A 15,343-nucleotide genomic window follows, 5' to 3' on the forward strand; every position below is an offset into this window, starting at 1 on the left:
TCGTCGACCGCAGACCTCGGTTCAGCATCGACCGATCAATTCGATCACCAGCGCGGACATGTCGTGGGCTACACGGCGCGAGTCGAACCGGGACACCGCGCGCTTCCTGCCGAGCCGCCCCTCCCGAGCGGAGAGCTCACCGTCGGTCAGGCGTGCGATGATTTCCCGGGCGAGACCTGAGGTGTCACCGACGTCCAGGACGGTGCCCGCGTCACCGATGCTCTCGCGCATGCCACCCCCGGCGAACGCCACAAGCGGTCTTCCGCTTGCCATGGCCTCGAGAGGAACAAGCGCCATCCCCTCGGCCCGGGACGGTGTGACGACCACCTCTGCTGCACACATGTAGAGGGATGGGTTCGTGCTGTCGCCGACCCACAAGACGGAGGGGTCCGCGGCGATCGGGTGTTCAGAGAACAGCTGCTCACGTAGTGGTCCGTCCCCGACTATCGCGAGTCGTGCGTCGGGCACTTCACGCAGCACCGCGGGCCAGGAGCGCAGGAGGTAGTCGTGCCCCTTGAGGGGTGACAGTCGTGCCACGCATACTGCGAGTGGTCCGGGCGGCAGCCCCAGTTCGCGGCGCGCGAGGGTCCGATCACCGGGAAGGATCCGGCTGGTGTCGACGCCGTTCGGTATCACCACGAGCCGCCCGCTGATCCCTTCCCGGGTGCCGTGGTCTCTCTCGTCGTCACTCACGCACACGATGGCGTCAGCCCACCGGGCGGAGAACCTCTCCCACAGCAGAGCCGGCCGGGATGCGGCCCCGTCATCGGCTTGGAAGGACCAGAGGTGGGGCTGGAAAATAGTGGGAGACTCGCCCCGGACCGCAAGCCGCCCCGCCAGACCAGCCTTCGAACTGTGCAGGTGGATGAGGTCTGGTCGTATTGAGCGGATCAGGGTCGCCAGTCGAATGATTTCGCCGGGCGTGGAGGCGCCTGGGGACCGGGTGGCGTCCCAGCGGTGCACTGACACCCCGCCATCGGCCAAGCCCTCGGGCAGTCGACCTGCGCCCCCGGTGGCGACGTGTACGTCCCAACCGCGGGCTGCCTGGTCCATGGCGAGCGTGTCGACGACGGCGGCCACCCCACCGTCCACCGGCTGTGACACGTGCAGCACCGTCGGGCGGCCCGTTCTTACCCCGTCCCGCCGCCGCCCCGGTACACGGCTCTTCATGCCGACAACCTCCGGTTTTCTTCCCTACTCCTGGTCATCGGTTGACTCCCTCTCGGTACGAGTCGCCGCGGCGCAGCCCGCGGAGATCCCCCAAGACGGTGCGGTTCGCCGCCCACGTGAGGAAGCTGAACACCGCGACGAGGACGATCACTTCGACGACGGCGTCAGCCCAGGAGACGGTCCGCCCCAGTCCCACGGCCCGCAGTCCTGAGGCGGCGGCGACGCATCCGAGCACGGGGATCGACAGACCGAGCACGGCTCGACCCACGGCGATCAGTCCCGGCGCCACCCCTGCCCGACGCATCACGAGGTACGTCGGCACGAGAAGCACACTCGCGGCGATCAACTGGGCCCAGGCCGCGGCGACCACACCCCGCCCCGTGAGGGTGATGAGAAGCGTCGTGGCGATGACGAGGTGTGAGATCTCCAGCAACAGGTAGACGCGGAGCCAGTCGGCGGCCCGGAGCACCTCGTACCAGATCACCAGGACGCTGATGATCACGCCGTAGCCGCAGAGCACGACCAATACCGGCGCCGCCGCCGCCCAATGCTCGCCGAGGAGGGCGATGCTGTCGGCCATCAGGGCCGCGATCACGTACAAACCCCCGACGATCAACAGGCTCGCATGAGTGAACCGGCCGGCAGCGGCACCGAGCTCGTGGCGGCGGTTCGCGCGCACCAGCGTGGTGAAGACGGGGAACGCGACTGCTCCGAGCACGACGGCCACCATGATGTAGGGAACCCACGCGATCCGGAACGCGAGCGAATAGACACCGACGGCATCTGGTCCAAGAATTCTGGAGATGATCGGGTAATCGATGCTGATGAGCACATACGACACCACGGCGGCAGGTCCGACCACCTTGATCCACCCGAGCGCCTCGCCGGCCACCGCGGTGTCCCACCGGAGCCGGACTCGACTGCCGACCGCGTACCCAAACAGCGGCTGGAGGATCGCGGTGACGAGCATCCCGACGGCGAGTGAGTAGGGCCCCGCTCCCGCTAAAGCGAGAGCGATAGTCACGACCGCGCCCAACAGGGCGCTGCCGGCGTCCGGGGCCATCCGCCGACGGAAATCGAGTTCGCGGTGCATGAGCGCCATCTGCACCCCGCCGACTGCGGTGAACGGCAGACCCACCGCCACGATGGCGATCAGCGGGGCGGAACCGGGCGCGCCCACGAGCTGCGCGATCGGGACGCACAACGCGACACCCCCGACCGCCATGACCAGTCCGACCGACACCGACATGACGAGGACCGTGCCCGCCATCGCCTTCTCGTCGCCGCGGGTACGGGCGATGACGTCGTAGACGCCCATCGTCTGGATGACTTGCCCGATGTTGACCAGCGACACCGCGACCGTAACGAGGCCGAGGTCGGCCTCGGTGAGGAACAATGCGAGCACGATGGTGACCGCCATCTGACTGCCCTTGCTGGCGAAGTTGACAAGCCCCAGCCAGAGTGAGCCCCGGGCGGCCCTGGCACCGAGTGAGTCGGTGGCGGCGGTGGTTTGTGTCATGGTGGTCCGGCTCAGCGGGCGGAAGCGGAGGCCGCTTCACCGGTCACGGGGTCGTCCCCCGGCGGTTCGCCGAGGGTCAGGTCCTCACGACGCGAACTCCCGTTCACAGGGCGTCCTGCGGCGTCCGTCCGAGACGCGTGACGACCGACACCGGTGAGTTCGGTCGACGCCCGGCGAGTGGACTCAGCCTGACGGTTGGCTACGGGCCCTGCATCGCTGTTCAGATTTCGTTCCGAGCCGGTTCGGGGCCCTCCGTCTGCCTCGTCTCGCGTTCCGTCATCCGAGAGGATGACAGCGACAATCTCGTGAGGGTCTGGAAGGCTGCCGACGGTGGCTCGGAGGGGCTCCGGGGGCGCGGCGCTGTGGGTGACCAGTCCAACAGCGACTCGACGGTCGTCATTGATCGGCGCAGACTCCAGAGAGAGGGTGTCGGAGAGTCGTGCCGCCGCGTCGACTAACTGCGGTTCGGACGCGACGAGGCGTAGGGGTCTCCCCACGGTCTCGCGGAGCAACCTCAGCGTCCCGAGCCCATCGGTCGACCCGTCGTCATGGATCACGACGACGGCGTGGCCGATCCCGGCTTCTTCGAGAAGACGACGCAATCGACGTTCCGGTCGTGGCCACCACAGGGTCGCCGCACCGAGTGCAGCGGCCCCCGCGGTCACCCCCGCGGCGGCGGCCAGGCCCGCTGCCAGCAGAAGGTCTGGTGAGGCGTGCTTCACGGTAGGCACCGGGTCGAGTACGCGCAGAGCCGCCGTCGGGGACAGCAGATTCGCCTGCACGAGTTCAGCCGCGAGTTCGGTAGCGAGACCGGCTGCGACATCGGGATCTTCTCCGCGCACCGTGAGTCGCGCGAGGCCGGACGCGGGGATGATATCCACCGTCACGTTCTCGATGATCGTGCTCGGATCAGCCGGCGCACCAGGCACCCGGGAGGCCGCTGCGGTGACTGTCGAGACGCTGTGGGCGACCTCGATCACCGCGGGCAGCGAGTTGGCGACCACGACTCCAAAGTCCGCCCGCTCTGCTGCCGCGGGGGTCGTCCGCGGAACGGCCAGCAGACCGATCCGGGCGTCGTACGCGTCCGGTCGCAACAGCAGAGCTGCGGCCACAGCGGCAAAGACGATGAGGGCGGTCACGGCCGCTGCCGATACCCGCTTGGTCAGCCAGTGTTTCGTCAATCGGTTCATCGGGAATTCCTTCGGGTGAGCAGTGACCTCAGGAGATCGTCGTAGGAATGCATCATGTCGTCAGGGGCGTAGGATTCCGCGATGGTCGCGAGCCCGCGTTGGGCCGCTTGACTGCGCGCGGTGGTGTCGAAGAGCAGTTCGTGTAGAGCCGTGGCTGCTCGCTCCGGGTCGTCCCTGGGAACTAGACGACCTCCTCCGGTTCCCAGCACCTCGCGGAGTCCGTCGACGTCTGACGCGACGACCGGACGCCCTGCGGCGAGGGACTCGAGTACTGAGATGGGCAGGCCCTCCCAGTCACTGGTCAGAACCGTGACGTCAGTGGCAGCGAGGAGGTCCGGGACATCAGAGCGCGGCCCGAGGAAACGCACGCGGTCGCCCAGGTCAGCGGCCCGCGTCTGCAGTTCGGACCGCAGTGATCCATCGCCTGCGACGAGGAGCAGGGCGTTCGTGTCGAGGAGGCGCCACGCGTCGATGAGCACATCGTGCCTCTTCTGCGACTCGAGACGGGCCAGGCAGAGGGCCACCGGCCGGTCGGGTGAAATTCCGAGCCGGAGGCGGGCAGCGTCGCGGTCTAAGCCGTCGGGCGGGGTCACCGCGTTGCGTATCACCCGAGGTGTCGGCCGACCGCCCCCGGCCGCGCTGAGACGATCTGCGATGACCCCGGCGACGGCCACCACCGCATCTGCGCTGTACCTCAGGGCGCGCGCGGCCAACCGGTAGTCATCCTCCGCGACACCGTGGAACACCGCGAGAACCGGCACTCCGGGCCGGGCGAGCCGAACTACTACGCTCGTCAGGACATTGTGGGCGATCACGACATCGGGCCGAAACTCATCGAGAACGGCACGGACCGCTCTACGGGAACGGAGGACCGACGAGAGCGACCTGGTGGCTAGGGGGACGTGGAAGTGCGGATGACCGCGAGCGGCGAGCTCGTTGGCGCGTACCCCTCCGGATGACGCCACCGCCGAAGTCCAGCCGAGATCCGAACCCCTGTCCATGAGCTCGACGACCAACGATTCGGCCCCACCGATGCCCATCTCGTTGATGGAGTGCACTATTCGCATCGTTCAACCTCTCGCCGCAGCGGGGTGGCGCAGGTACAGGGCGCACGCGGCGGCGACCGTCGACCACAGGGAGATGTAGTACTGCTCGGACAGAAATATCGAGGCGACGATAATGGCCAGCAGGCTCGCCTGGATCGCCACCGACGTTCGCCTGTCCGCCCCGGCTCGCAGAGCGAGTTCCGAGCAGACCAGCGCGGTGAAGATCAGTGCGACGAAAAGCAGTAGTCCGACGGCCCCGAGCTCGGCTCCGACCTCCAGGTACATGTTGTGCGTCACCGGAGTCTGTTCTGCGATCTCGGCGAGACCGGAGGCGTTGACGTACTCGGCGCGGAAGCCACCCGGCCCCACGCCGAGCACGGGGTGCTCGGCGAGCATCCGTGCTGCTGCCTGCCAACGGATCAGCCTGGAATCGACGTTCGAGCCGGCGATGTACTGCTTCTCGCCGAGAGCCGCGACGAATGTCGACGCGGCGAGGGCGGCCACCGTCACCGCCGTCACCAGGACCACTGCGCCAGCGAACACCATTGTGCGCACCGACACGGCTCCACGAGCGAGAAGCCAGAGCATGGCGACCACCGCGGCTATCGCACCGCCCCGCGAGAAGGTCGCGGCCGCCCCCAGCGCGAGCACGGCGACAAGCGCGACCCGTGCCACTCCCCACCACCGGCCGCCTTTGTCCAGTGCGACTACCAGCGGCAGCGCTGCGACCAGGACGTAGGCGAGGTCGTTTGGATCCTCGAGCGGCCCCGTGGCACGTCGCTCACCAGACACGATGACGCTGATCAGGGCCCCGCTTCCCGCGACTGCTGCCCCCACCACAGACGCCGCCAGGACTATTCGCACCCTGAGTTCTCGGTAGAGGACGTCAATGAGGATGGTGGTGATCGCGAGGAACGGGATCCACCGGATCGTGTACTGGAGGGTGAACGGTCCGGAGAGGTTGAGCGCCGAACTGGCCAGAACAGTCGCGGCGAGCGCTGCGAGCAGAATGTGGGCGGGGTGGAGGTTGAACCGTGTCCGGAAGCCAAACCTGAGGAGCATCCAGGACCCAACGAGCAGGATGGCCGGGAGCTTGGCAGCGTGAGGATGCAAGGCGATCAGTGTGCCCTCGACTGGCGCCGCGCCCACGGTGAGCACCGCGGCCACGACAACCAGCAACTCGGCTGCACGGAGCGACCGGGTTCGGATGCGGACGCGGTCGCTCCCCGCGCCTTCTCGGGACGGCGGGTCGGGCACGAGGACATCGATCCCGGCCACGTCCGCCCGCAGACGCGGCCAGAGAACCTGACGCGTATGTGGCACGGCATCGTCTCCTCAGGCCCCTGGACGGCGGCTCCGGAATCGGGTTACCTATCCGGCATTTGAAGAGTACAGCGTAAAGTTCAAAAATCTTCACAAACGCCTATGTTTGCGGTATCGATGGAGCCTGAATGCACTGCATTCGCGCCAGAGAGCCGGAGGCGGGTCGACCGCCGCGAGATCCGGTCCAGAAAGGAGCCTTCTCATGGTTGCCCGTCTGACCCCAGCTTCCGTTCGCCCCCGACCCCGGGTCTCGATCGTCATTCCATGCTTCAACTACGCCCGATTCCTCGATGCAGCGATCGACAGCGCCCTAGACCAGCCCGAGGTCGACCTGGAGGTCATCGTCGCAGACAACTGCTCGACGGACGATAGCCTCGACGTCGCTCGGCGCCGCGCTGCCGCCGACGGTCGCATCCGTGTGGCGACCCAGCCGTACAACAAGCCGTACCTGCAGAACTACAACGAGGCGTTGGCGTCGGCCTCAGGAGAGTTCGTCACGGTGCTCGATGCAGATGACCTTCTCTCACCGGGCTCCATCACCCGATCCGTGGCCTTGCTACAGGCACGCCGTGATCTCGGCTTTGTCTACGGCTACTGCAGACCGTTTGAGGACTCGCCCCCGGAGCTGCGACTCGGACGCACCCGCTGGACTGTCTGGGACGGAACGGAATGGTTGGGCCGCTTCATGCGGATGGGACGCAACGTCATCCTCAGCCCGGAAGTCCTGCTGAGACGATCAGTTCTCGAGGCCGCGGGATGGTTCGACACCGACTTCCCGGTGGGGGCCGACATGCTCCTCTGGATGCGCTGCGCGATCCTCGGCGGGGTAGGGCGGGTTGACGGGCCGGACCAGGCTTTCTATCGGATCCATGGTGCGAACATGCACTACGAGGAGAGCGCGGGCCAACTTCTTTACGACCTGCGGTCCCGGGCTCGGGTGTTTGAGCACTTCCTCGACCACGATGCGCAGCACCTGCCGGAAACGGACCGTTGGCGCGCACACTATCGACGCGCCCTCGCCGACTATGCGATCCGTAACGCGAGTCAGGCGTTCGATAGTGGAACGGACGCGGGGAGTCAGATAGGTATCGAGTCTGCAGCCCTCGCTGAAGAATGCTTGCCGGATATCGTGGGGGAGCGGCGTTGGACGCAGCTCATGAGACGACGGGACGGCGACTATCCGCAATGGCGTCAGCGCATCGCGGTCACGGCCAGAGGAGCTCGTCACCGTGGCGCAATGCTGTTGCGGAGGCACCTCGAGAGATGACCGGACGCCCCGCTAAGTGCCGGTTCCCGCTACCGAGCCCGTCCATTAGTCGTCGCCGAGCCGGAATTCGAAGAACCGGTCAATGCCTAGCTCGGTGGCAGCGGAGGTGCCGTCTGACTCGATATACCCGACGTACTCGGCGTAGGCCTGCCACTGGCCCTCGAGCTGTGCGACCTTCTTCGGGTACCAGTCAGCGAGATCGACCAGCTCGCGTGGATCCTCGGCCAAATTGAACAGCTTCCACCGGTCTCCCTTTCCGTACGGCGGGGCCATCCACAGCAGTTTCCAGTCTCCGCACAACACGGAGCGGCATTCGAGCATCTCGAAGCACAGCGCGTCCATCCCTGTGCGAACCGGTTGCAGGGTCTGTTCGGTCAGCATCGGGGCCAGCGACCGCCCATACAGCGGGGGCACCGACTTACCGTCGATCTCGGTGGGGCGCCGGACCCCGGCCATGTCGAGCATTGTCGGCAGGATGTCCGCCACGTGCAGCAGTTCATCGGTGACCACGCCCTCGCGTGTCACCGGGCCGCCGGCGACGATCAACGGGGTCTGGGTGCCGCCTTCATAGGTGGTGGTCTTGAAGTAGGACAGAGGGGTGTCGGCAACCTCGGCCCAGGCCCCTCCGATGGAGACGAACGATCCGATCCTGCCCATGTTCTCCAGGGTGTTGTCGAACTCGGCCTCGATCGTCTCGATCGTATTGGGCGGGTAGAACTCCGGCTGCTTGGGATTGGCTCCGTTGTCGGAGAGGAAGAATACGACGGTGTCTTCCCGTTTGCCGAGCCTGTCGAGTTCGTCGAGGACGCGACCCAGTTCGTGGTCCATCCGGTCGATCATCGCCGCATAGATCTCCATCTTGCGGGCCTCGCTGCGCCTGGCGTCCTCAGACAGTTCCTCCCATGTCGGGAACAGACCGCTGCCCGGGTTCACTTCCAAATCGGAGGCGATCAACCCGATCTGCTTCATCCGCTCCATGCGCTCTCGCTTGATCGCTTCGTATCCCCCGTCATAGCGTCCCGCGTAGCGGTCGAGATCCGCCTCGGGCACCTGGAGCGGATCATGGGGCGCGGTAAAAGCGAGATAGGCCAGAAAGGGCTGGTCGTCGTCCTGATCGCGCAGATAACCGATCATCTGGTCGACGAACGCCGTGGAGGTGTAGAAGTCGTCATGCAGCTCATCGGTGCAGAAGCGATCGTCCTCGGCGTACATGGTCTGCTTGCCCTCGTAGGAGCTCAGTGGGCGGGCGTCGTTGAAGTGGCTGGCACCGCCGCCGAGGAACGCGAAGCTGCGATCGAACCCCCGCGCGGCCGGCCGGGTGTCGTCTGTGATCCCGACGTGCCACTTCCCGGCGAGATAGGTGTGATAACCGGCGTCACGCAGGAGTTCGGCCATCGTCGGTACGGAGTGGTTGAGGAAGCCCTCGTAACCAGGCTGCATGTACTGGTTCCCAGCGTGCAGCGGCTGCATGACCCCCAGGCCCGCCTGATGATTGTCGCATCCAGAGAGCAGCATCGCCCGTGTAGGTGCGCACAGCGAACTCGTGTGGAAGCCGCGGAAACGGGCGCCTGACTCGGCTAGTCGTTGAAGATTCGGGGTGGAGATCTCGCCGCCGAAGGGCTGGCAGTCGGAGTACCCCATGTCATCGACGACGACGACCAGAAAATTCGGTCTGGTAGCGGAACTACTAGTCATGACCCCATCTTGTCGGGTTATTTCGAGCCGCGCTCGGGAATATCGGCGCCGATCGGGGTGAGCAGGACCTCGGCGTCCCGGCTCATCGCCCGCGCGGCGGCCATTAGGACGACCAACCCGAGTGTGTTGACGAGGGTGACGACGACGATGGCCCCCGGTTCGCTGAAGCTCTTACTGGCGACGATCATCGCGGCGGCGGTGTTGCGTTGGGCGGTGGCCAGGCCGCCGACTATCTTCAGGTGACTGAATCCGTCGCCCATCATGTAGCCGATGAACAGCGAGATGAGGATCACGACCAGGCCTGTGGCTATCGCCTTCCACAATCCGGCATCCGACATGTCGGGAAGGTGACCGATGATGATGGTGCCGAGAAGTCCATAGAGCGCTATCGACGAGATCCGGGCCACCCAGGGCTGGACTGCGGCGGCGAGGGGCACGAGGAATTGGCGGATCACCATCCCCATGACCATCGGCAAGATTAACTGGGTGAGTAGCGCGGTGATGATTGCCCAGACGTCGACGATCACGCCCTCGACCAACCGGGGAAGCAGAATGGGCATGATGACGACCGTGCCCAGAATGAGCACGGTCATGACAGTCGCAGCCAACGATTTGTCCTGGTTGGACTCACGCGTCAGTGCGATGAGGAACGGTGCCCCGGCGGACAATCCGAAGATCACGAGACCGGCCTCATAGATCGGTGCGAGGTCGACCACTGTCACCGCCAGCACCATCACCGCGGGGACCAGAACTAGGTTGACGAGTACCATCCGCACCAGGAAGTGCCAGTTCCGAAGGTGCGCAACGAAATTTGATGGCTTCTGCGTCAGGCCGACATTGAACAGGCTGGACACGACGAAGACGGTGACGAGGACCCCCGAGACCTGACGGAACACCTCGTAGATCACCGCTGAAAACCCCTTGTATCGACGGACTCCTAGCGCGGCCAACGCTACCTATCTTCACGCGGATTTTCGCGGGGACGTGGATAGGACGCGGTTCGGCCGCGGGTACTACAAGGTGCCGACCGCACCGTTGGCCTCTAATGCCTAGGCTGGTCTCATGACTTCCGGAACCGACACGCCCCGCTCTGAGCAACCGACCTCCGGCAACGGGCCCGACATCAAGCCCCGCAGCCGCGACGTGACCGACGGGCTGGAGAAAACCGCCGCGCGCGGGATGCTGCGCGCGGTCGGGATGGGGGACGACGACTGGGTGAAGCCTCAGATCGGCGTGGCCTCGTCGTGGAACGAGATCACCCCGTGCAACCTGTCGCTTGACCGGCTGGCGAAGGCGGTGAAGGAGGGGGTCCACACCGGCGGCGGGTTCCCGCTGGAGTTCGGTACGATCTCCGTCTCCGACGGCATCTCGATGGGACACGAGGGTATGCATTTCTCGCTCGTCTCGCGAGAGGTGATCGCCGACAGTGTGGAGACCGTGATGAGCGCCGAGCGCCTCGACGGGTCCGTGCTGCTGGCCGGGTGCGACAAGTCACTCCCGGGGATGCTCATGGCCGCCGCCAGGCTCGACCTGGCGTCGGTGTTCCTCTACGCGGGCTCCACCCTGCCGGGCCAGGCGAAGCTCTCGGACGGCTCGGAGCACCAGGTCACCATTATCGACGCCTTCGAGGCTGTTGGCGCGTGCTCGCGCGGACTCATGAGCCGTGAGGACGTCGACACCATCGAGCGTGCCATCTGCCCGGGTGAGGGCGCCTGCGGTGGTATGTACACCGCCAACACCATGGCCAGCGCCGCCGAGGCTCTCGGAATGTCACTGCCCGGAAGCGCAGCCCCGCCGGCCCCGGACCGCCGGCGCGACCGCTACGCGGACGAAAGCGGTCAGGCCGTGGTGAACATGCTCCGCCTCGGAATCACCGCGCGCGACATCATGACCAAGAAGGCGTTCGAGAACGCCATTGCCGTGGTGATGGCGTTCGGCGGATCCACCAACGCGGTGCTCCACCTGCTGGCCATCGCCAACGAGGCCGAGGTCGAGCTGTCGCTAGAGGATTTCGCGCGCATCGGCGCTAAGGTCCCCCACCTGGCGGACGTCAAGCCGTTCGGCGCGCACGTCATGACCGATGTGGACCGGATCGGCGGCGTGCCTGTGGTCATGAAGGCCCTGCTCGACGCAGGTCTGCTACACGGTGACTGCCTGACAGTCACCGGCCGTACCGTGGCCGAGAACCTCGCCGAGATCGCGCCGCCGGACCCCGACGGCCAGGTCCTGCGGGCCATGAACAAACCGATCCATCCGACGGGTGGGATCACCATCCTGCACGGGTCTCTCGCGCCGGAGGGTGCGGTGGTGAAGTCGGCCGGTTTCGACTCTGACGTCTTCGAGGGCACGGCTCGCGTCTTTGAGCGGGAGCGCGCCGCGATGGATGCCCTCGAGGACGGCACCATCGCCGCCGGAGACGTGGTCGTCATCCGCTACGAGGGGCCCAAGGGCGGCCCCGGAATGCGGGAGATGCTCGCGATTACCGGCGCGATCAAGGGGGCAGGTCTGGGCAAGGACGTCCTCCTCATGACCGATGGCCGATTCTCCGGCGGCACCACCGGACTGTGCGTCGGCCACGTCGCCCCGGAAGCGGTCGACGGTGGCCCGATCGCCTTCGTCCGGGATGGTGACCGGATCCGGCTCGACGTCTCCCGCGGCACCCTCGAGCTGCTCGTCGACGAGCCGGAGCTGCAGGCCAGGAGCGCGGACTGGGAGCCGCTCCCGCCTCGCTACACCCGCGGCGTGTTGGCCAAATACTCCAAGCTCGTGCAGTCGGCATCCACCGGGGCGATCTGCCGCTGATTCCCGCGAGAGCACGACACCCGGTCGCAGTCTCCCCGCGGCCGGGTGTCGCCGTCAGTGACGCCGTCTGGAGTAGTCCCCGTCAGTCGAGGACCGTGCCGTCGTCGAGGTGGGAGAGCGATCCCCCCTCGGGTCGTTCGCCCGTGGCGAGGTACACAACGCGGTTGGCGATGCTCACTGTGTGGTCGGCGAAGCGCTCGTAGTAGCGCGCCAGTAGCGCGAGGTCGACGGCTGCGACTGAACCGTGGGGCCAGTCCTCGCTCGACAACTGCCTCATCAGATCGGAGTGGAGTCGGTCCACGGCGTCGTCCTCGGCATCGAGGGTCCGGGCCTTGTCGGCATCATGCTCGACGAGCAGTGTTGTGAGTCGTTGTGCCATTTCACCGTCTCGCTGCGCGAGGTCGCGGATGAGGGGGACCAGGGGAGCCGGCACCACGGACTGCGGGTGCCGTCGCCGCGCGACCCTGGCGATGTGTCCGGCAAGGGTGGCCATACGAGTGAAGTGCTCGACGATGTAGATCCCCGACACAACCTGACGCAGGTCCCCGGCCACCGGTGCCTCGAGCAGGAGCAGCTCGAACGCATGTTGCTCGCTGACCTCGCGCAGATCCTCCAGCTCGGCCGCGCCGTCGATCACCTCGATGGCAGCGAGTTCGTCGCCATCGAGCAGGGCCGCGGTGGCGCGGTCGAGTAGGCGGATGTTGGTCTCGCAGAAGCGAACCAGCTGGTCGGAGAATTCGTCGAGCTTGGAATGGAAGACAGTGCGCATGCCACGACTGTAGTGCGCGTTCGGCAACGCCGGAATTTCGTTCTCCTACTGTTCATCGCACCGCCTCCGGACAGGGGGCTCCGCAGGGGGGGTGAATAGACAGAACGGTCTGTCTTTACTAGCGTGGGCCTTTCACGAGACGTCCCGAAAGGATCATTCATGCCCCTCTTCCTCTACGAGACCACCCCGTCGCCGGAGCAGCAGGCCGACCCCTCCACGCTCGTCGATTCCATCGCCGCCACCCTGACCGGTGCCGGTGCCGACGTCATCGAGACCCAGATCACCAAGGGCGCATCGCGTGTGTTCACGATCGCCGAGCTAGCTGACGGACAGAACGGGGCCTGCGACACCGATGCCCCCGTTCTCGATGCGGCCGCGATTGGCGCCGCCGAGGTGACCACGCCTGCGCAGGTCCGCCTGGTCGGCACCGACCTCGAGACCATCAAGGCCGCCCGACCCGAGGCCGGATACCTGGTCGAGTGGGACATTCCGGACGAGATCGACATGGACACTTATCTCACCCGCAAGAAGGAAAAGTCCCCGAAGTACGCAGAGATCCCCGAGGTCTCCTTCCTGCGTACCTACGTGCGTGAGGACACGGACAAGTGCCTGTGCTTCTACAACGCCCCGGACTCCGACTCCGTTGTCCGTGCGCGCGAGATCGTCTCCACCCCCATTTCGCGCCTGCACGAGCTGTCATGAGCACCGCCGCGACGCAGACCCGCGTTCTCGGGGCTCCCCGAGCCCAGCTCACCGCCGGCGAATTCGGTGACGTTGACACCGCGGAACTCGTTGCGGTGATCGACTCGGTCGCCGCCCGGGCCTCCGCCCTCGACCGCGACGAGGCGGACCTCCGAGAGGACATCGCCGCACTTGCCCGGCTCGGATTGTTCGACGTCGATCGAACGCCGGTCGCCGTCGCCGCGACGATCATAGAGGCCGTGGCCACGGAGAGTCTGGCGGTCGCCTTTGCCGCGTGGGCGCAGCGTATGACCGCCGCGTACCTCCGACACGCGGTAGACCGTTCGGACGCGGCGGCCCGGACCTACCGGGCCGTCGCGGACGGAAGTCGCCCCGGAGTGTCGGGCATGGCCGCCGCCCAGCGGCAGGTCGTCGGGCTGGCCAAAGTTCCGATCACCGCGACACCGGTGGCAGGCGGCTACAGGATTGATGGCCCGATCGCCTGGGCGTCCAATGTGTACCCGGACAGCGTCATCGTGCTGGCAGCCAACACCGAGGACGGGCGCAGCCTAGTTCTCACCTTTGAGGCGTCTGCACCCGGTGTCGAGATCCGGAATGCCCCCGACCTCCTTGCACTCAACGCGACGGCTTCCACGATGATCGGTCTCGACGGCGTGGAAGTCCCGGACGAGCAGGTGCTAGGCGAGGACTTGCCGGACTTCCTCTCCGGTGTGCGCCCACAGTTCCTCATCCTGCAGGCAGCTTTCTGCTCGGGCATAGCCGCGCGCTCGCTGACCGAGGCAGAGGGCCGCCTCGAGGGCCTCGGAGCCTTCTACTCCGACGAGCACGGGGAGCTGGCATCGCGTCACCAACACATGCACGCCGAACTGCACCGCCTCGGCGAAACGCCGACCGAGGCCACGCTGGGCGAGTTGCTTCTCCTTCGCCTCGACGGCGCGGAGATCGCTCCGGCGGCCACCCGTCTCGAGGCGATCCTGTGTGGTGGCATGGGATACGCCCAGGCGGCCCCGGCCAACCGTCGGATGCGCGAGGCCGCGTTTCTGCCCGTGCAGTCGCCCTCGCAATCGCAGCTGCGGTGGGAACTCGACCGGCTAGGGGTCTCCGCATGACAACCGGTGTCCTCGCCAGGCCAGTCGCGGTGAGCGTCACGGGCTTGCAGCACCGCCTGCCCGGCGGGCGGACGCTGTTCGATGATCTCGAACTGCAGGTCCGCGCCGGTGAATCCTTGGTCCTACTGGGCCCCTCGGGGGTCGGGAAGTCAACGCTCCTGCGGCTGCTTGCGGGACTCGACGAGCCTGCTGCTGGTGAACTGCGGGTTGGATCGGACGACAGCGGGGACGACCGGGCACATTCGTACGCGGTCGTGTTCCAGAAGCCGCTGTTGTACCCGTGGCTCTCGGTCCGCGAGAACGTCGCACTGGGTGGGCGGTTCCGGGCCCTGCGCGGTCGGGTCGACCCAGCCCACGTCGACGGCCTTCTCGAGCACTTCGGTATCGCGGAGCTGGCAGACTCCCGTCCCGACGAGATCTCCGGCGGGCAGGCACAGCGAGTGGCGGTTGTGCGTGCTGCCGCGACCCGCCCGGAGATCTTGCTACTAGACGAACCCTTCAGCGCGCTCGACCCAGTCACCCGCGCCGATTCCCAACGATGGCTCGTGGGCGTGACCGCCGACCTCGGGGTCACCACGGTCATGGTGACCCATGACGTGGACGAGGCACTGGTCGTCGGCTCCCGCATCGCGCTGTTGGGATCGTCAGGCCGCGTCCGGCAGGAGTGGACCAACCCGTCACATGGCTCCACGCAATCCGATCCGGCCCTGCGCGACAGCATCCTCCGCGCGTATCGGACGGCCTGACGCGG

The 15,343-nt window shown here is 66.5% G+C and carries 13 protein-coding genes; 5 read left to right on the forward strand and 8 right to left on the reverse strand.

What is annotated here, in order from left to right; genetic code table 11:
* Window positions 1-21 precede the first annotated feature (21 nt).
* The 5 genes from FQ137_RS09010 to FQ137_RS09030 form a co-directional block, all read right to left on the reverse strand.
* Window positions 22-1,104 carry a glycosyltransferase family 4 protein gene (locus tag FQ137_RS09010; RefSeq protein ID WP_255583887.1) on the reverse strand — a complete coding sequence of 361 codons (1,083 nt, stop codon included), beginning with the start codon at window positions 1,102-1,104 and terminating at the stop codon, window positions 22-24.
* Window positions 1,105-1,204: 100 nt separating this feature from the next.
* Window positions 1,205-2,689: an oligosaccharide flippase family protein gene (locus tag FQ137_RS09015; RefSeq protein ID WP_149292082.1), complete on the reverse strand. Its 1,485-nt coding sequence runs from the start codon at window positions 2,687-2,689 to the stop codon at window positions 1,205-1,207.
* Between the two features lie 11 nt (window positions 2,690-2,700).
* Complete coding sequence (locus FQ137_RS09020; protein ID WP_149292083.1) at window positions 2,701-3,879, reverse strand: hypothetical protein; 1,179 nt, start codon at window positions 3,877-3,879, stop codon at window positions 2,701-2,703.
* The gene (locus FQ137_RS09025; protein ID WP_149292084.1) at window positions 3,876-4,946 is read right to left on the reverse strand and encodes a glycosyltransferase; all 1,071 of its coding nucleotides are present in this window, start codon (window positions 4,944-4,946) and stop codon (window positions 3,876-3,878) included. The genes FQ137_RS09020 and FQ137_RS09025 overlap by 4 nt, the downstream gene beginning before the upstream one ends.
* Before the next feature lie 3 nt (window positions 4,947-4,949).
* A complete protein-coding gene (locus FQ137_RS09030; protein ID WP_149292085.1) occupies window positions 4,950-6,248 on the reverse strand; it encodes an O-antigen ligase in 1,299 nt (432 codons plus the stop codon).
* Window positions 6,249-6,450: 202 nt separating this feature from the next.
* On the opposite strand from FQ137_RS09030, the gene FQ137_RS09035 reads away from it, so the two are divergent.
* The gene (locus tag FQ137_RS09035; protein WP_149292086.1) at window positions 6,451-7,515 is read left to right on the forward strand and encodes a glycosyltransferase; all 1,065 of its coding nucleotides are present in this window, start codon (window positions 6,451-6,453) and stop codon (window positions 7,513-7,515) included.
* A gap of 45 nt (window positions 7,516-7,560) precedes the next feature.
* On the opposite strand, the gene FQ137_RS09040 is transcribed toward FQ137_RS09035, so the two are convergent.
* Complete coding sequence (locus tag FQ137_RS09040; protein WP_149292087.1) at window positions 7,561-9,210, reverse strand: arylsulfatase; 1,650 nt, start codon at window positions 9,208-9,210, stop codon at window positions 7,561-7,563.
* A 17-nt stretch (window positions 9,211-9,227) separates the two neighbouring features.
* Window positions 9,228-10,118, reverse strand: coding sequence for a bile acid:sodium symporter family protein (locus FQ137_RS09045; protein ID WP_255583892.1), 891 nt, complete (start codon window positions 10,116-10,118; stop codon window positions 9,228-9,230).
* Between the two features lie 154 nt (window positions 10,119-10,272).
* Here FQ137_RS09045 and ilvD point away from each other — a divergent pair, with 154 nt between their 5' ends.
* Window positions 10,273-12,012, forward strand: coding sequence for a dihydroxy-acid dehydratase (ilvD, locus tag FQ137_RS09050; protein ID WP_149292088.1), 1,740 nt, complete (start codon window positions 10,273-10,275; stop codon window positions 12,010-12,012).
* Window positions 12,013-12,094: 82 nt separating this feature from the next.
* Here ilvD and FQ137_RS09055 read toward each other — a convergent pair whose 3' ends face one another.
* Window positions 12,095-12,781: a PhoU domain-containing protein gene (locus tag FQ137_RS09055; RefSeq protein WP_149292089.1), complete on the reverse strand. Its 687-nt coding sequence runs from the start codon at window positions 12,779-12,781 to the stop codon at window positions 12,095-12,097.
* Between the two features lie 159 nt (window positions 12,782-12,940).
* Here FQ137_RS09055 and FQ137_RS09060 point away from each other — a divergent pair, with 159 nt between their 5' ends.
* From FQ137_RS09060 to FQ137_RS09070, 3 genes are read left to right on the forward strand one after another with little or no spacing between them, the layout of a single operon-like run.
* Window positions 12,941-13,483, forward strand: a complete 543-nt coding sequence (locus FQ137_RS09060) for a DUF4242 domain-containing protein (RefSeq protein ID WP_149292090.1) — start codon at window positions 12,941-12,943, stop codon at window positions 13,481-13,483.
* Window positions 13,480-14,592 carry an acyl-CoA dehydrogenase family protein gene (locus FQ137_RS09065; protein WP_149292091.1) on the forward strand — a complete coding sequence of 371 codons (1,113 nt, stop codon included), beginning with the start codon at window positions 13,480-13,482 and terminating at the stop codon, window positions 14,590-14,592. Before FQ137_RS09060 ends, FQ137_RS09065 begins: the two co-directional genes overlap by 4 nt.
* Window positions 14,589-15,338 carry an ABC transporter ATP-binding protein gene (locus tag FQ137_RS09070; protein WP_149292092.1) on the forward strand — a complete coding sequence of 250 codons (750 nt, stop codon included), beginning with the start codon at window positions 14,589-14,591 and terminating at the stop codon, window positions 15,336-15,338. Before FQ137_RS09065 ends, FQ137_RS09070 begins: the two co-directional genes overlap by 4 nt.
* Window positions 15,339-15,343: the final 5 nt, after the last annotated feature.

The organism is Dietzia sp. ANT_WB102, from assembly GCF_008369165.1.
Classification (GTDB): domain Bacteria; phylum Actinomycetota; class Actinomycetes; order Mycobacteriales; family Mycobacteriaceae; genus Dietzia.